This is a genomic window from Pseudarthrobacter oxydans, from assembly GCF_013314975.1.
GTDB classification, from domain to species: Bacteria; Actinomycetota; Actinomycetes; order Actinomycetales; family Micrococcaceae; genus Arthrobacter; species Arthrobacter oxydans.
The window spans coordinates 50,811-67,191 of the sequence record NZ_JABTYH010000028.1; the positions used below are offsets into that span (position 1 = coordinate 50,811).

The 16,381-nt window shown below is 66.4% G+C and carries 12 protein-coding genes; 5 read left to right on the forward strand and 7 right to left on the reverse strand.

The window, feature by feature from the left end; all coding sequences use genetic code 11:
* Window positions 1-29 precede the first annotated feature (29 nt).
* The 3 genes from ppsA to HTS88_RS16630 are packed head-to-tail and all read left to right on the forward strand — an operon-like array spanning window position 30 to window position 6,730.
* Window positions 30-2,444: a phosphoenolpyruvate synthase gene (ppsA, locus tag HTS88_RS16620; RefSeq protein WP_174180291.1), complete on the forward strand. Its 2,415-nt coding sequence runs from the start codon at window positions 30-32 to the stop codon at window positions 2,442-2,444.
* Window positions 2,445-2,486: 42 nt separating this feature from the next.
* Window positions 2,487-5,708: an HAD-IA family hydrolase gene (locus HTS88_RS16625; RefSeq protein ID WP_174180293.1), complete on the forward strand. Its 3,222-nt coding sequence runs from the start codon at window positions 2,487-2,489 to the stop codon at window positions 5,706-5,708.
* A complete protein-coding gene (locus HTS88_RS16630; RefSeq protein WP_174180295.1) occupies window positions 5,705-6,730 on the forward strand; it encodes an ATP-dependent 6-phosphofructokinase in 1,026 nt (341 codons plus the stop codon). Before HTS88_RS16625 ends, HTS88_RS16630 begins: the two co-directional genes overlap by 4 nt.
* A gap of 66 nt (window positions 6,731-6,796) precedes the next feature.
* On the opposite strand, the gene HTS88_RS16635 is transcribed toward HTS88_RS16630, so the two are convergent.
* The 5 genes from HTS88_RS16635 to HTS88_RS16655 form a co-directional block, all read right to left on the reverse strand.
* The gene (locus HTS88_RS16635) at window positions 6,797-7,219 is read right to left on the reverse strand and encodes an Hsp20/alpha crystallin family protein (RefSeq protein WP_174180297.1); all 423 of its coding nucleotides are present in this window, start codon (window positions 7,217-7,219) and stop codon (window positions 6,797-6,799) included.
* Between the two features lie 103 nt (window positions 7,220-7,322).
* Window positions 7,323-8,336 (reverse strand): zinc-dependent alcohol dehydrogenase family protein, encoded by a 1,014-nt coding sequence (locus HTS88_RS16640; RefSeq protein WP_174180299.1) that lies wholly within the window; start codon window positions 8,334-8,336, stop codon window positions 7,323-7,325.
* A 78-nt stretch (window positions 8,337-8,414) separates the two neighbouring features.
* The gene (locus tag HTS88_RS16645; protein ID WP_174180300.1) at window positions 8,415-10,859 is read right to left on the reverse strand and encodes an HAD-IC family P-type ATPase; all 2,445 of its coding nucleotides are present in this window, start codon (window positions 10,857-10,859) and stop codon (window positions 8,415-8,417) included.
* 24 nt (window positions 10,860-10,883) lie between these two features.
* Complete coding sequence (locus HTS88_RS16650) at window positions 10,884-11,759, reverse strand: universal stress protein (RefSeq protein ID WP_174180301.1); 876 nt, start codon at window positions 11,757-11,759, stop codon at window positions 10,884-10,886.
* 55 nt (window positions 11,760-11,814) lie between these two features.
* Window positions 11,815-12,276, reverse strand: coding sequence for a pyridoxamine 5'-phosphate oxidase family protein (locus HTS88_RS16655; RefSeq protein WP_174180302.1), 462 nt, complete (start codon window positions 12,274-12,276; stop codon window positions 11,815-11,817).
* 252 nt (window positions 12,277-12,528) lie between these two features.
* Here HTS88_RS16655 and HTS88_RS16660 point away from each other — a divergent pair, with 252 nt between their 5' ends.
* The gene (locus tag HTS88_RS16660; RefSeq protein WP_174180303.1) at window positions 12,529-14,208 is read left to right on the forward strand and encodes a GAF domain-containing sensor histidine kinase; all 1,680 of its coding nucleotides are present in this window, start codon (window positions 12,529-12,531) and stop codon (window positions 14,206-14,208) included.
* Between the two features lie 67 nt (window positions 14,209-14,275).
* Here HTS88_RS16660 and HTS88_RS16665 read toward each other — a convergent pair whose 3' ends face one another.
* Window positions 14,276-14,899, reverse strand: a complete 624-nt coding sequence (locus HTS88_RS16665) for a response regulator (protein WP_174180304.1) — start codon at window positions 14,897-14,899, stop codon at window positions 14,276-14,278.
* Between the two features lie 314 nt (window positions 14,900-15,213).
* Between HTS88_RS16665 and HTS88_RS16670 the strand changes: the two genes are divergently transcribed.
* Window positions 15,214-15,696 carry a universal stress protein gene (locus tag HTS88_RS16670; RefSeq protein WP_174180305.1) on the forward strand — a complete coding sequence of 161 codons (483 nt, stop codon included), beginning with the start codon at window positions 15,214-15,216 and terminating at the stop codon, window positions 15,694-15,696.
* A gap of 7 nt (window positions 15,697-15,703) precedes the next feature.
* On the opposite strand, the gene HTS88_RS16675 is transcribed toward HTS88_RS16670, so the two are convergent.
* Complete coding sequence (locus tag HTS88_RS16675) at window positions 15,704-16,234, reverse strand: hemerythrin domain-containing protein (RefSeq protein ID WP_174180306.1); 531 nt, start codon at window positions 16,232-16,234, stop codon at window positions 15,704-15,706.
* Between the last annotated feature and the right edge of the window lie 147 nt (window positions 16,235-16,381).

Sequence of the window (16,381 nt, forward strand, 5' to 3'; positions counted from 1 at the left end):
GCGTTTCGGGCACGGCCCAGAATCAAGGCATGACTGCTCCCGCAACGTCCCCGGCCGATGTCCACGTCAAGTGGTTCGAGGACATGGGGATCGGGGACATCGCGTCCGTGGGGGGAAAAAACGCGTCGCTGGGCGAGTTGAGCCGCTCCCTGCAGTCCGCCGGCGTGAGGGTTCCCGACGGGTTTGCCACCACCGCCGGCGCCTACCGCGCCTTCCTGGCTTCGAATGCCCTGGAGCCGCGCATCAGGACGTACATCGAGGAGTACCGGGCCGGACGCGCAACGCTGCGCCAGGCGGGCGCGGCAATCCGGGAGCTGTTCCTGTCAGCAACGTTCCCGGACAGCATCGGCGAGGCGATCCAGGAGCGATACCGGCTCCTTTCCCGCCGGGCGGGCCAGCACGAGGTGTCCGTCGCAGTTCGCAGCAGCGCCACGGCCGAGGACCTGCCGGACGCCAGTTTCGCGGGCCAGCAGGAGACATTCCTCAACGTGGCCGGGGAGCGCGCCGTCCTCGAAGCGTGCCGGAACTGCTATGCCTCCCTGTTTACTGACCGCGCCATCAGCTACCGCGAAATGAAGGGCTACGACCACCTCGACGTGGCCCTGTCCGTGGGCGTCCAGCGCATGGTCCGCTCGGACCTCGGCGCCTCCGGGGTCATGTTCTCCATCGACACCGAGTCCGGCTTTCCCGATGCCGTGCTCATCAGCGCGGCGTGGGGCCTTGGGGAGACCGTTGTCCAGGGGACCATCAATCCGGACAAATACCAGGTGTTCAAGCCGCTGCTCGCCGACGGGCGCTTCCGCCCCGTGATCGAGAGGGAACGGGGTGCCAAGGAACGGAAGATGATCTACAGCCAGGGCGGCAATGCGCGGACCCGGATGGTGGAGACCACCGAACGGGAGCAGGAAACCCTTGTGCTGTCCGACGACGAAGTGGTCCTGCTGGCGCGCTGGGCCAAGGCCGTGGAAGACCATTACGGGCGGCCCATGGACATGGAGTGGGCCAAAGACGGCGTGACGGGCGAACTGTTCATGGTGCAGGCCAGGCCGGAAACGGTGCAGGCCCAGCGCAGCAGCACGTCGTTCCGGACGTACCACCTCCGGCAGCAGGGGCGGCTGCTGACCGAGGGGGCGGCCATTGGGGATGCCATCGCCGGCGGGCGGGCCTGCGTCATCCGGGACGCAAAAGACATCGAATCCTTCGTGGACGGTTCCGTGCTGGTGACCAGGATGACGGACCCGGACTGGGTCCCGGTCATGAAGCGGGCAGCCGGCATAGTGACCGACCACGGCGGCCCCACCAGCCACGCAGCGATCGTCAGCCGGGAACTCGGCGTGCCCGCCGTCGTCGGAACCCGGAACGCAACGGAAGCCGTGCCTGACGGCGCCCCCATCACCCTGTCCTGCGCCGAAGGCGAGGAAGGGCGCGTCTACGAGGGGCTGCTGGAGTTCAGCGTGGAAGAAGTGGACCTCGAGGCCCTTCCCGCCACCCGCACTGACGTGATGGTGAACATTGGCAGTCCTGCCGCAGCCTTCAAATGGTGGCGGCTGCCGGCGGCGGGAGTGGGCCTGGCGAGGATGGAGTTCATCATCAACAACCTCATCCGCATCCATCCCATGGCACTGGTCCACCCTGAAAGAGTGACAGACCCGGAGGAAGCCGCGCTCATCCGGAAGCTCACCAGCGGCTACAGCGACCCCACGGAGTACTTCGTTGACGTGCTGGCCACCGGGATCGCCAAAATAGCGGCGCCTTTCCACCCCAAACCGGTGATCGTCCGGCTCAGCGACTTCAAGAGCAACGAGTACAGCCACCTGATCGGCGGCGGGTTCTTTGAGCGTCCGGAGGAGAACCCCATGCTGGGCTTCCGCGGAGCCTCGCGCTACTACAGCGATCACTACCGGGAAGGCTTCGCCCTCGAATGCAAAGCCCTCAAACGGGTCCGCGAAGATGTGGGCTTCGCCAACATCATCGTTATGGTCCCGTTCTGCCGGACCGTCCGGGAGGCGGACCTGGTCATCGAAGCCATGGCCGGCCAGGGACTGGTGCGGGGCAGTGCCGGGCTGCAGCTCTACATGATGTGCGAAATACCCTCGAACGTGGTCCTGGCCGAACAGTTCGCCGAACGCTTCGACGGGTTTTCCATCGGCTCCAACGACCTGACCCAACTGGTGCTGGGGGTGGACCGCGATTCCGAACAGCTTGCCGGGCTGTTCGATGAAAGGGACCCTGCCGTCAGCGCGATGATTGCCCAGGCCATCGACAAGGCGCACGCCGCGGGCATCAAGATCGGAATCTGCGGGCAGGGGCCCAGCAACCACCCGGACCTTGCCGAATTCCTGATCGGCCGCGGCATAGATTCCATCTCGCTGAACCCGGACACCTACGTGAAGACCCTGCCCGTCATCGCCGCAGCCGAGCAGCGGCTGGCCAGACAGGCCTAACGGCACTGTCAACCGCGGACGGCCTGCTGGTATCCCTGTCATATGACCGCGCCATCACCCACCGCCGCAGCCGCGAGGCCGCCCTTTGACGCCGTCATTTTTGATCTGGACGGGGTGGTGACCAACACGGCCCTGGTCCATCAGGCCGCCTGGCGGGAGGCCTTCGAACAGATCCTGCAGGACCCCAGGGTGCCGGACACCGCCGACCGTTCACCCCTTTCCAAAGCTGACTACCGGACCTACATCGACGGCCTTCCCAGGGAAGAAGGCGTCGTGAAGTTCCTTGCGTCAAGGGGGGTTAAAGTCGACAAGGGATCGGACGGTGACGAGCCCGGCACCTGGACAGCGTTCGGCCTTGGTGCCCTGAAGAACCGGCTCTTCCAGGAGCGGCTCAGGCGGGACGGTGTCCAGAGCTACCCGGGCACGGTCCAACTGCTGCAAAGGCTTTCCGACGCCGGGGTCCCCACCGGAGTGGTCACGTCCAGCCGCAATGCGTCCTCGGTCCTTGATGCAGCCGGCATTCCGAATCTTTTCGGCGTCATCCTGGACGGGACTGCTGCAGCCAACCTGGGCCTGCGGGGGAAGCCCGCCCCCGACGTCTTCCTGGCGGCCGCGTTCCGCCTTGGGGTATCGCCGTCCCACTCCGTGGTCATCGAGGACTCGGTGGCAGGGGTCCTCGCAGCGCACCGGGGCGGGTTTGGCCTGGTGGTGGGCATCGACCGCAGCGGAACCCGGCGGGAACTCGAGGCCGCCGGTGCCGGCACAGTCCTCAATGACGTCCGTGAACTGGACCTGGGACTCGTCCTTGGCGATCCCTGGCAGCTTGTCTATGAGGGCTTCGATGCCGGGCACGAGGGCCACCGGGAAGCGCTCACCACCCTTGGCAACGGCTACCTGGCTGTGCGGGGCGCATCCCCGGAGGGCGGCGGAAGCATCCGGTATGCCGGCATGTACCTGGCTGGAGTCTTCAACCGCCTGGCGGCCGAAGTCGCCGGCGAGGTGGTCGTGGAAGAACACATGGTGAACGCGCCTGACTGCCTTCCCCTGGACCTGCGGCTGGCGGACGGGCAGTGGTGGTCGGAAGGAGGCCTGGCGGTTGTCCGCGAGCGCCGCACCCTGGATCTCCAGCGGGCGGTTCTGGAACGGCGGCTCCTGCTGGAAGCCGGGGACAAGCGGCGGATGGAGGTCGTGCAGACCAGGTTCGTGTCCATGGCTGAGCCCCACCTGCTGGGCCTGGAAACGAAGGTCACGCCCTTGGGCTGGAGCGGTGCCGTGGAAGTGCGCAGCGGCGTCACTACGGGCGTCACCAACTCGAACGTCCCCGAACCGGCCGCCAGCCCGGGGGTTCACCTTGTTGACCGGACCATGGACGGCGGCAGCTTCAAGCAGCCTGCTCCGGACGACGTTTCCGTGGTCGAGGCCGAGACCACCCAGAGCCTGATCCGGGTAGCCGTGGCATTCCGCACGAGTGTGTCCGGGGGAGCAGGCGCCGGCGGAACGGGCCCTGGCGGGACAGATGCAGGGAAGCCCGGCAGCATCGGCCCGTTCCACTTCCGGACCTTCGAGGTGGCCCTCGCTGACGGAGCTGCAGCAAGAATCAGCAAGACCGTGGCGGTGGCGACATCCCGCGACCGGGCGATCGCCTCCCCGGCTGCTGCCGCGGTTGCCGTGCTGGCCCGTGCCGGCGGGGACATCGACGCCCTCCTGACCGCACACCAGGACGCCTGGCGGCGTGAGCTGCATCCGTTCCTGGTGGACATCGAGGCGCCGGTGCAGGTGCGCCTGGTCCTCAACCTCCACATCTTCCATCTGCTGCAGACCCTCACACGCCACACGGCGGAACTCGACGCCGGCGTCACCGCCCGGGGCCTCCACGGCGAGGGGTACCGCGGGCATGTCTTCTGGGACGAATTGTTCGTCCTGCCGCTCCTGACCACCAGGACGCCGGATGTGGCGCGCTCCCTCATCGAATACCGGTGGCGGAGGCTTCCGGCAGCCCGCCACGCGGCAGCGGTCCAAGGCTTCTCCGGGGCGCAGTTTCCCTGGCAAAGCGGGAGCGACGGTACGGAAGAAACCCCCAAGTGGCTCTACAACGACAGATCCGGCAGGTGGGTGAAGGACCACTCGCACATGCAGCTGCACTCCGGGCTGGCTGTGGCCTTCAACGTCTGGCAGTATTTCCAGGCCACCAGCGACAAAGCCTGGCTCCTTCGGAAGGGCGCCGAGCTGGTGATCGACGTTGCGCGGTTCTTCGCCTCGCGGGCCGGGTTCAGCCAGGACACCGGGCGGTACCACATCCGCGGCGTCGTCGGACCCGATGAGTACCACACGGGATATCCGGGCAGCACGGATCCCGGGCTGGACGACAACGCCTACACCAACGCCATGGCTGCCTGGGTCTGCCTTCGGGCTGCGGAGATCACCGGCATCTTCCACGGCAACGAACTCGCCGGCCTGATGGAGAGGCTCCACATCACCGGTGAGGAAGCGGCGGGCTGGGAGCAGGTGGGCAAGGCCATGTTCATCCCGTTCCACACGGACGGCGTCATCAGCCAGTTTGCAGGTTACGAGGATCTCGAGGAACTCGACTGGGAACGGTACCGGGAATCCTATGACAGCATCGAGCGGCTGGACCTCATCCTGGAAGCCGAGGGAGACCAGACCAACCGGTACAAGCTTGCCAAGCAGGCCGATGTCCTGATGCTGCCCTACCTGCTGGGCCATGAAGGTGTGATAGCCCTGCTCCAAGAACTGGGATACGTGTTCACGCGGGACCTGTTGAACCGGACCATCGAGTATTACCTCGCGCGGACCGCCCACGGGTCCACTTTGAGCCGGGTTGCCCACGCTTCCGTGCTCGCCGCCCTGGACGCCGACCGTGCCTGGGACAGCTTCCGGGAAGCGCTCGACGCCGACCTCGACGATACCCAGCACGGCACCACGCGCACGGGCATCCACCTGGGGGCCATGGCTGGAAGCATCGACGTCATCCAGCGAAGTTTCGCCGGACTGAGGCTCAGCGGCGACGCGCTCGTCTTCGCGCCCAACCTGCCCACCGGCCTCCGGTCCGTAGCCTTCAGGGTCCGGTACCGCGGGCATTACCTGAACGTCGAACTCAAGGACGGGCGCATGAGGATTGCCTCGGCGGCAGGAGACGCTGAACCCATCAGCGTGCGCGTCAACGGCAGGAAAACTGCGCTGGCGGCCGGCCAGGTCAGGACATTCCGGCTGCCCACGCAGGTGGAGGGACCGGCCGCATCATGAAGAAGCTCGGAATCCTGACAAGCGGCGGGGACTGCCCCGGCGTCAACGCAGTGATCCGCGGAGCCGTGCTGGGCGGTGAGGTTGTCCATGGATATGGATTCGTGGGATTCCGCGACGGCTGGCGGGGAGTCCTGGAACAGGATGTGGTTCCTTTGCCCCGGCGGAGCGTCCGCGGCATATCCCGGTTGGGCGGGACCATCCTGGGAACTTCCCGCACCAACCCGCTGGAGGGCGGCGGGACCGGCGCGGTGCGGGAAAGCCTGCGGCGCAATGGCCTGATGGGCCTGATCGCCATAGGCGGCGAGGGGACGCTTGCCGCGGCGAAGGCGCTGTGTGACCAGGGCGTCAACGTGGTGGGTGTTCCCAAGACGATCGATAACGATCTTGGTGCGACGGACTACACGTTCGGGTTTGATTCGGCGGTCCAGACAGCCACTGAAGCCATTGACAGGCTGAGGACCACGGGGGAGTCGCACCACCGGTGCATGATTGCTGAGGTCATGGGCCGCAATGCCGGCTGGATCGCCCTGCACTCGGGGATGGCCTCGGGCGCCCATGCCATCCTCATCCCGGAGCACCCGGTGTCCCTGGACCAGATCGCCACGTGGGTGCTGTCAGCACGGGACCGCGGGCGGGCGCCCCTGGTGGTGGTGGCCGAAGCTTTTGTGCCGGAGGGGCAGGAAACACCCTATGCGCCCCGTGGGCTCGATACCTTTGGCCGGCCCCGTCTTGGAGGCATCGGCCGGCTGTTGGAGCAGCAGCTGCAGCAGGCCACCGGGATAGAGACCCGGGCCACTGTCCTGGGCCACATCCAGCGCGGTGGGGAGCCCACGGCCTATGACCGCGTCCTTGCCACGCGGCTGGGCCTGGCGGCCGTCGAAGCGGCGGCCAATGGCTCATGGGGGACCATGGTGTCCCTCCGCGGCACGGACATCGTCACCGTGGGCCTTGAGCTTGCGCTCGGAAGCCTGAAGGTGGTTCCCGAGGCCCGGTACCGGGAAGCAGCAGTCCTGTTCGGCTGAGGTGGCTGACGGTACGTATGGCTGGCGTGACCGTGCCTGGCCCCACGGGGGACCAGGCACAAACCGTCAGCCCCTGCTGATCGGGATCTTCGACGCCGAGGCCACCTCTTGCTGGTCCGGAAGGGGAGCGCGGACTTCCAGGACGCCGTCCTTGTAGGAAGCGGTGACGTCACCCTGCTGCACTCCGCTGGGGAGGGGGAGCCGCCGGACGAAAGAACCGTAGCGGAATTCGGACCGGTAGTTGTCCTTGTCCTTGTGTTCCGTCTTCTCCTGCCGCTCGGCCTTGATGGACAGGACGCCGTCGGTCACGGTCACGTCCACGTCTTTTTCCGGGTCGATTCCGGGCAGCTCCGCCCGCACCACCAGGGTGTTGCCGTCCACCATTTCCTCCACCCGGATGGCGGACGATCCCATCTCTCCTTCAAAGAGTCTTTCGATCACATCCAAAGGGGAGCGGCGGGAATCGAACCACTTCATCAGGTCAGTCATTGTTGCCTCCTGCTCATTGTGAGCCGGGCCGACGCATCACCCGGCATTAACACCTTCCGCCCTCTACAGGTGCTGTTCCAGAGTCCAAGGTCCCACCCCGGCTTCATGCTTTTTCGGGGCGGACCCGCAGGACGGCGGAACCGGTAACCCTGTCCGCGGCGAGATCGCCGAGGGCAGTGTCCGCGGCATCGAACGGATAGGCGGTGGTGGTTGGCGTGAGTGGAATCCGGGCCGCGAGCGCAAGGAACTCACGCCCGTCAGCGCGGGTATTGGCTGTGACGCTGCGGACCTGGCGCTCGTAGAACAGGTGGGCCTCATAGTTCAGGGCTGGTATATCGGTGAGGTGGATACCGGCAATCGCAAGTGTTCCGCCGCGGTCCAGGGCTGCGAGCGCGGCCGGCACCAGGTCGCCCACAGGGGCGAAAAGAATCGCGGAATCAAGGGGCACCGGTGGATTGTCATACGCGCCCCCGGCATATTCAGCTCCCAGGTCCCGGGCAAGGGCACGGGCCTCCTCCGACCGGGTCATAACAAAGACGGATGCCCCCTGGTACATCGCCATCTGCGCGGTCAGGTGGGCGGAACTGCCGAAACCGTAGATGCCAAGGCGCCCACCGGCCGGCAGGTTGGCGCGTTTCAGCGCACGGTAGCCAATGATGCCCGAGCACAGCAGCGGTGCTGCCTGCTCATCGGTGAACACCTCCGGAATGAGGTAGGCAAAGTCCTGGGAGACGGTGAGTTGCTGGGCGTAGCCGCCGTCCTTGTCCCAGCCGGTGAAGACGGGCGCCGTACAGAGGTTCTCGTCCCCGCGGCGGCAGTACGCACATGTCCCGCAGACGCCGCCCAGCCACGCTACGCCTACCCTGTCGCCCGGCGCGAAACGGTGGGCACCCGGGCCCGTTTCCACCACCACGCCCACCGCCTCGTGGCCCGGGACAACCCCGGGACGGCGTGGTTGGAGGTCCCCTTCGGCCAGATGGAGGTCGGTCCGGCAGATTCCGCAGACACTCACGTCCACCAGGAGTTCATTGGCCGCGGGCCTGGGGTCGTCGCGGATGCCCTTGACCAGGGAACGGCCGGGCAGGGGACCGGGCTGGCCCACCCACCATGCGAGCATTTTTTCCTCCTTCCGCCGGCTCCTTCAACAATGGCCGGGTTTGGCTGTTCTTCCCAGAGCCGAAAGTCACCATGGTCTTCAGTCCGCTGAGCGGCCGGCCAGGCGCCGCTGGAAGTACCGGATTGCTTCGATGATGAGGCTGCCGCCCACTGCCACCGTGACCGAAACGGCCAGGAGGTCAGGGGGCGGCCAGTCGAGCCGGAGGAACTCCTTTGCCGGTGGCACGGTGAACAGGAGCGCCAGGCCGGCGTACATGCCGGCCAGGATGAGGGTCTTCATCCAGGTGAGGGGCCGGGATGCGGTCACGAGGATCCAGGAGGCCACCAGGGCCAGGGTGATGACGGCGGCAGGCTGCGTGGCCTCGGCGCTGCCTGGTGCGGCGGAGCGAGCGTACAGGCTGACAGCCAGCACACACAGGGCGCCGCACACCCCGGCCGGCACCGAGAACGCCAGGGAGCGCTTCAGGAATCCGGGCTCATAACGCTGCGCACTGGGTTGCAGTGCCAGGAAGAACGCCGGCAGGCCGATGGTCAGGCCGTCAAGGACTGACATCTGGCGCGGAAGGTACGGAAAGGGCCAGAGGAGCAGGGCAAACGTCAACGAGATGACCGTGATGTAGACGGTCTTGCTGAGGAACACCATGGAAACCCGCTCGATGTTGCTGATGGCCCTGCGGCCCTCGGCAACAACCGCCGGCAGCCTGTCGAAGCGCCCGTCCAGGAGGACCAGGCGGGCTACTGCCTTGGTGGCCGGAGACGCGGTGTCCATGGCAATGCCCAGATCGGCTTCCTTGAGTGCCAGGACGTCGTTGACCCCGTCGCCGGTCATGGCCACCGTGTGTCCGCGCCGCTTCAGGGCCTGGACCATGTCCCTCTTCTGGGAAGGGGTTACGCTTCCAAAAACGTGATGCTTCTCCACCGTTTCCTCCAGCAGCAGCGGGTCCGCGGGCAGTTCCCGGGCGTCGTAGGCCCCGCCCGGTCCAAGGCCAACCGCGCGCGCGAGGACCGCCACTGTGCGGGGGTCGTCACCGGAGATGATCTTCAAGGCAACCCCCTGCTGCCGGAAGTAGGCAAGGGTCCCTGGTGCCTCCTTGCGGATATCCTCGCGGAAGGTCAGCAGCACCACGGGAACAAGTCCAGCGGGCAGGCGGCCGCCTTGCGCGGGTACCGGCAGGGGCCCGGGCAGGTGGGCGAGCGCCAGCGTCCGCAGGCCCGTGGAGGCCAGCGCCGCGGCGCTCCGGCGGGCGGGGGCGCCGGACGACGATTCCTCCAGTACGAAATCCGGGGCCCCAAGGACCCAGGTTCCGGCGGCCGGCGAGCCTGGCGGGAACGTCACCGAGCTCCATTTCAGGGCAGAGGTGAAGGGCACGGAGGAAGCCTCCGGCAGAACATCGGCCGCGGGAAAAGCATCACCGATGGATTTGGCGGTGGTACTGGCTTCCTCGTTGGCGCCGAACCACTCAAGGGCCTTCCGCCACCCCTCGGCCGGCGGGACACCGGCGCCGTGCACGGCGTCGAATGTCATGGCGCCGGAGGACAAGGTCCCGGTCTTGTCCAGGCACAGGACATCCACCCTCGCCAGGACCTCAACGGCCGCAAGCTCCTGGACCAGGACCATATGGCCGGCAAGCCTGACCCCGCCCACCGCAAAAGCCACGCTGGTGAGCAGGACCAGGCCAAGGGGAATCATGGACATGATGCTGGCCACCAGGCCTACCGCCGCAGGTATCCACTGTCCGGAGCTGAGGGCGGCCTCCCAGCCGCCGGCGTTCCGGACCTGGGCGTGGGTGACCAGGACGGCAGTCGGCAGCAGCAGCCAGGTGATGACCCGCAGCACCTTGTCCAGGCCGGAGCGTATCTCGGACGTGACCAGGGCGAACCGTCTGGCTTCGGCAGTCAGTTTGAAGGCGAACGTGTCCGGTCCCACCCGGACCACCACCGCCCGCCCGTTGCCAGCCATGATCAGTGACCCGGACAGGAGCACTGCTCCCGGTTGCTTGGGAACCGGGGCCGACTCACCGGTCAAAAAGGATTCATCCGCCTCCACGTACCCGCCGTCCAGGAGCCGCACGTCAGCGGCCACCTGTTCCCCGGCGCTGAGCAGGACGATGTCATCCGGAACCAGGGCCTCCGCCGGGATCAGCCGGGGGCTGCCGTCCCGGATGACCCTGCTCTGTGCCGCGTGGAGAATGGCCAGTCTGTCCAGGGACTGCTTGGCGCGGTATTCCTGGATGATTCCGATCAGGGAATTCCCCAGCGCCGAGAAGCCAAAGAGTGCATCCCGCCACTGGTCCAGCACCAGCAGCAGGACGAAGCAGGCCGCCACGATGGCGTTGAAAAGGGTCAGGACGTTCGCCCGGACAATGTCCCACGCACTGCGGGTGGTTGCCCCGGGGATGCTGTTGATCCGTCCCGCGTTGGTCCGTGCCAGGACCTCGGCGGAGCTGAGTCCGTCCAGCCCCGGCCGTCCCGCTGGGCCGCCGGAGTCCACGTGCCGCCCGGTGCTTTCCCCTGCTTCAAACATCACGTGGAGCGCAAAGCCCGCCCGTCATGAGTCATGCCGGGACTTCTTCAGCCGGGTGATGACTGTGGGGCAGGGAGGCTGCGTCAGGACGCCGTGCGCCGTTGATCCGAGCAGGAGCCTGCCAAAGCTTCCCCTGCCCCGGCTGCCCAGGACCAGCATCCTGGCGTTCGCGGCTGCGCGGACCAGGGCGTCTGCAGGTTCCATAACGGTTTCCAGGACTGCGTGGACCACAAGGCCCGGGTAGTCCTGGCGGAGCCCCGCCACAGTCTCGGACAGGACAACCTGTTCCTCTTCCACCACATGTCCGGCGAAGCTGCTGGAGGGCAGGCCCGCCTTGATCCAGCGGTTGGGGCCGGTGAACGCGTACAGGACGGTGAGTTCCTCACCCAGCGCATCAGCCTCGGCCGCGGCGAACGCCACGGCCTGCGTGGACTCCCTCGACCCGTCCACACCCACCACCACACCCTGCCCGCCGCCCTGGCCTGCCCCGATCACGGCCACCGGGGATTCGGCCGTGGCTGCTGCCTGGAGGGCCCGGTCGGTCAGCGCACCTCGGGAGTGGCCGCTGCTGCCCAGGACCAGCATCGAGGCGTTTTCCGAGTACTTGCCAAGGGATGCCCCAACGCTTCCTTCCAGCAGTTCGAGCGAAACCTGAAGGTCAGGTTCTGCGCTGCGCACCGTTTCTCCGGCTTCTTCCAGCATGTCCATCGCCGACTTGCGCAGGACGTCGATGTAGGGGAGCGCTTCTATCCTTTCGCCTGCCATCCAGCGGTCGTCGAGGACATGGAGGATGGCCAACGGCACCTTTTGCCTTCGGGCACGGGCGGCTGCCCACTGCAGGGCCGTCCTGGAAGGGGCGGAGTCGGAGATGCCGACGGCGACGGGCTTGTGTGCGTCCATGGGTGACCTTCCGTGGTGCTGCTGGTGCTGACAGTTCTTAATACCGGGCAGGGCTTCAGGCCCTGTCGGCCGGTTCCTGCGGGGCCCACCACCGGGTTGGCGGGGCGATAACGAATCTCCTCCCGGTGATTTCCTCGGGCGTTACCCGGATGAGGCTGTCCTTGGCCCCTGCCTGCCAGGGAGACAAACCTGCGTCGGAGGCATCCTGGAAGTCCTCGGTGTCGTCCACGACTGCAGCGTGCCCCTTCACCACCACGCTCCACGCAATGGTGCCGTACTGGTTCAGCCCGTCGGCCTCCAGAGACACTGCCTTGCGGCCGGCCACTGCATCCATCTTCGTTCCCGGGCCGGTGCGGATGAGCAGGGTGCCGTTGCTGGGCACGAAGTTGACGGGGAAGATCTCCACCGTGTCGCCGCGGGTAAAGGCCATCCGGCACACGGACGTTGACCGCAGGTATCTCCAGCAGTCATGCACTCCAAGGTTTTCGGGTTCCGGTTCTGTTGCGGCTGTGTCCATGGCCGTAGCCTAGGCCGCGGAGCGGGGCCGGGCTAGGGAAGAAGGTCCTGCTGCAGCCGGTCCCGGCGGCAGCTGGAATCCGGCGTTCCAAAAATGGGGCATTTCAGACCTTGACTTCCTCTCCTAGACTGGTGCCGGGACGTCGCTTCGTACTCAGGCAGAAGCGGCGTTGCCGGGGGAACCACTTCCCGGACGCGTGCAACACCGCTGAGGGCCCGCAACGACGCAGGCACTTTCCACAGGAGGTCGGACATGAGCACTGAGCCGTGGAGCTCTCCCATGAAGGAACGGGCCGAAGACCTCCTCCGGGACTTCGTAGCCCGCGCAGATGAGCTTCTGCAAACCCAGGAACGAATGAACGGCCTTCTTGCCGCCGTCGTTGCCCTTGCCCAGGACCTGAGCCTGGAAGCCGTGCTGGACCGCCTTGTCCGGTCAGCGTGTGAACTGGTGGGTGCGAAGTACGGCGCCATGGGGGTGATCGCGGAGGACCGCAGCTTGAGCCACTTCATCACCGTTGGAGTCGACGAAGAGGACATCCGGTCCATTGGTGACCTGCCTACGGGGCACGGGGTCCTGGGACACCTCATCCGGGAGCCGCGGCCGTTGAGGCTCCACGACCTCGGCCAGCACCCCATGGCCTCAGGCTTTCCTCCCAACCATCCCCCGATGAACACCTTTCTTGGAGTGCCGGTCCGTGTCCGGGACGAAGTGTTCGGAAACCTCTACCTGACGGAAAAGGACGGCGGGCAGGACTTCACGCCGGAGGATGAAGACCTTGCCGTGGCCCTGGCCGCCGCTGCCGGGGTGGCCATCCAGAATGCCCGGCTGTTCGAGGACAGCAAGCGGCGCCAAAAATGGCTGGAGGCGGGGATGGAACTGAGCAGCAGGCTGATCATGGCGCCGCATCCCGGAGACTCGGACAACCTTGACCTGGTGGCCGAAACCGCCCTGCGGGTGTCAGACTCCGCGCTTGCCGTGATTGCTGTTCCGGCTGGTGACGGTGCCTTGAGGTGCAGGTCCTCCCTGGGCGTCCAGGGCCTGCAGGCGGGGCAGGAAATCGGCGCTTCCGATGCCGTCTCAAGGGTCATCGAGATGGGGGAGTCCCGCGTGGTGCGTGATCCCCAGCAGGTGTTTGGTGACCAGGTGGCGGAAAAGCTGGGCTCGGTGCTGGTGTGCGCCATCGGCCACAGCAACAGCGAGAACGGCGTGCTGCTCCTCGCCCGTCCGCAGGGATCGACTGCCTACAGCCAGGCCGAGGCGGAATCCAGCTCTATTTTCGGGAGCAGGATCGGGCTGGCACTCGACCTTGCACGGGTCCATGCGCTCCGTGAACAGAACCTCCTGTTCACGGACCGGGAGCGGATTGCCCGTGACCTGCACGATCTTGTCATCCAGCGGCTTTTCGCCTCCGGCCTGAGTATCCAGAGCCTCCGCCGCTACACCCTGGACCCCATAGCGCACGAACGGATAGCCACGGTCACGTCCGAACTGGACGACACCATCCGGAAACTGAGGGACACCATCTATTCCCTTCGGACCGGCGAGGAAAACCATGAACCGCTGACCAGCCGGATCCTGGGAGTGGTCCAGGACAATTCCCGCAGCTACGCCGTGGAACCGAAAGTGGCCTTTGCCGGTCCCGTGGACTCAGTCCGGGAGAACGTTGCCGGCCATGTGCTGTCCGTTCTTTCCGAAGGACTGAGCAACGCCGCCCGCCACTCCGGTGCCAAGGAGATCAGGGTTGCCGTGTCCGTCACCCAGCGCCAGGTTGAACTGGTGATCCAGGACAACGGGTGCGGTTTTGACGAACCCGCACACGTGAGCGGGCTGGCCAATATGCGGCACCGGGCGGAAATGCTGGGTGGCAGCTGCACCATCAGGAGCGCGCCGGGGGAGGGCACCAGGATTACGTGGACCGCCCAGCGCCTGTGACGGAACCGGAAACCGGCCCGCACTGAACTGCTGCCATTGACCGGCAGCTGCGGGTCCAGGGGACCGGCTACTGCCCGTCCTGGGTGTTCCGCGTGACGTACACGGCGGCCTGTGTCCTCCGCTCGAATCCCAGCTTCGCCAGGATGGATGAGACGTAGTTCTTCACTGTCTTCTCGGCCAGGAAGAGCTCCTCGCCGATCTGGCGGTTCGTCATGCCCTGGCCGATCAGGGCCAGGACCTTTTGTTCCTGGGCGCTGAGCGCTTCCAGCCGGGGGTCTGTCTGGGTCTTGGAAAGCCCGGCGATGATCCGCTCCCTGACTCCGGGCTCAAATAGGGACTCGCCGGCGGCAGCCTTCCTGATCCCGGCGAGGAGGTCGTCGCTCCTGATCTGCTTGAGGATGTACCCGGATGCTCCTGCCAGGACGGCGCCGCGGATGGCCTGCTCGTCGTCGTAGCTCGTCAGGATCAGGCAGTGCAGGCGCGGGTCCAGCGAGCGCACGTCCCGGCAGACCTCGATGCCGGTGCCGTCCGGGAGCCGTCCGTCCAGGATCGCGATGTCCGGCTGCAGCGCCGGAATGCGTCGCGTCGCCTCCGCCGCTGACCCGCTTTCCCCGACCACCTCGAACCCCTCGCCCTCCAGCAGGTCCTTCAGGCCCTGCCGGACAAGCTCATGGTCATCGAGAATGAACACGCGAAGCGGCTCCTGGGAATTTGCAGCCCCGTCCGGGCCTGACTCATGCCTTTGCACCCTATGCTCCCAATTGTCTTAAGGACTATGCCCGCACTGCTGTGCCGGCAGCCCGTGCCAGGGGCCTAGTCCCATCCTTCCTTCCGCGCGGACCTGCCGGAAGGGACCAAAGTCTGGAGTCCTGATCATACAACCGCCCCGTTCACCGGCCGCTGCCCCCGACGGCCCGGCGCCACCGGCCGGCCGGTGACTTTCGGCCCTATCCCGCTGCCCGGACCCTGTACAGTCTGGGAGCAGACCCAAGAGATCGGAGCCTCATGGACGCCCCCGAGCGGCACCCCAGGATTGTCGTAGGCGTGGACGGTTCCGACGCCTCGATAGCGGCCCTTCATGCAGCCGGGTCATTGGCGGGGCCGCTCGGAGCAACGGTGGAAGCCTGGGCCTGCTGGGATGTGCCTCCCGGCTATGGGCTGTACCTCGTGGTGGGCATTGAGGGCTTCGAATACGCCGCCAGGCAGTCACTGGAGCAGGCCCTTGCGGACGCTTTCGGCCCGGAACTGCCCGCATTTGTCCATCCACGGGTTGTGCGGGGAAAAGCCAGCGAGCAGTTGATTGAAGGGAGCCGGAACGCCTCCCTCCTCATCGTGGGGCGGCGCGGTCACGGCAGCCTGGTGCTGGGTTCGGTGAGTTCGGCGTGCGTCAGCCACGCCCACTGCCCGGTCCTGGTGGTCCACGCCCCGGAGGAAGCTGCACACCGAAAAAAAGGAAGCCACGCACGGAAAAGCGATGACGGGCAGTAAGTCCGGGTCATCGGCGATGGTGCGTGCCGTCGTCGTGCGCTCCGCCGTGCTGGCCAGCGGCTTCTCCGGTCAATTCGTGCAGCCCCTGCACTGATTCAGCAAGGGACATGTCCGGGGACTGGACAATGAAGGGCATCAGGAGGCGGTTTTCCTTGTCCAGGTGCAGCGCAAACAACCGCTGGATGGCAGAGCCGGCCACGGCGGCGGCAAGTCCGCTGGAGGTGCGCAGTTCCTCCACGAGATCGACGATCACTCGGTGCTCGGCCAGCATTCCCTCCACCAGGAGCCTACCCTCGGGCGTGGCATGCGGTCCGCCATACAAAGGGCCCTCTTCGGCCAGGGCATGGGGAATCAGGTGGGTGTCGCACCAGTCCAGGAGCGTGGCCTGCGCTGCACCTTCGGCCGCAGCATCACGTGCCTCCACGGCTTCCACCAGGAGGGCCACCAGGCCGTTGAGGTGTTTGAGCATGTGCGCATGATGTCTCTCAACCGCCTGGAGTGCCTCTGCCTCGGCGGCAGCGTCCTTGGTGTGATTCATGGTCCCTTATCCTTCCCAGCGGTTTCGCAGGCCGGCGCACGCAGCAGGCCTGCGCACGCGGGGGCCGGCAGCGTCCGCCCGTTGGTGGCATTAAGTATGGGCACGGGGACCGGGCGGGTGGCAGAGCCATTGGTCCCCTACTCTGGG

Bases quoted from the DNA above. Each gene is read 5' to 3' on its own strand.
- ppsA (WP_174180291.1), top strand. From the start codon at position 30: ATGACTGCTCCCGCAACGTCCCCGGCCGATGTCCACGTCAAGTGGTTC.
- HTS88_RS16625 (WP_174180293.1), top strand. From the start codon at position 2,487: ATGACCGCGCCATCACCCACCGCCGCAGCCGCGAGGCCGCCCTTTGAC.
- HTS88_RS16630 (WP_174180295.1), top strand. From the start codon at position 5,705: ATGAAGAAGCTCGGAATCCTGACAAGCGGCGGGGACTGCCCCGGCGTC.
- HTS88_RS16635 (WP_174180297.1), bottom strand. From the start codon at position 7,219: ATGACTGACCTGATGAAGTGGTTCGATTCCCGCCGCTCCCCTTTGGAT.
- HTS88_RS16640 (WP_174180299.1), bottom strand. From the start codon at position 8,336: ATGCTCGCATGGTGGGTGGGCCAGCCCGGTCCCCTGCCCGGCCGTTCC.
- HTS88_RS16645 (WP_174180300.1), bottom strand. From the start codon at position 10,859: ATGTTTGAAGCAGGGGAAAGCACCGGGCGGCACGTGGACTCCGGCGGC.
- HTS88_RS16650 (WP_174180301.1), bottom strand. From the start codon at position 11,759: ATGGACGCACACAAGCCCGTCGCCGTCGGCATCTCCGACTCCGCCCCT.
- HTS88_RS16655 (WP_174180302.1), bottom strand. From the start codon at position 12,276: ATGGACACAGCCGCAACAGAACCGGAACCCGAAAACCTTGGAGTGCAT.
- HTS88_RS16660 (WP_174180303.1), top strand. From the start codon at position 12,529: ATGAGCACTGAGCCGTGGAGCTCTCCCATGAAGGAACGGGCCGAAGAC.
- HTS88_RS16670 (WP_174180305.1), top strand. From the start codon at position 15,214: ATGGACGCCCCCGAGCGGCACCCCAGGATTGTCGTAGGCGTGGACGGT.
- HTS88_RS16675 (WP_174180306.1), bottom strand. From the start codon at position 16,234: ATGAATCACACCAAGGACGCTGCCGCCGAGGCAGAGGCACTCCAGGCG.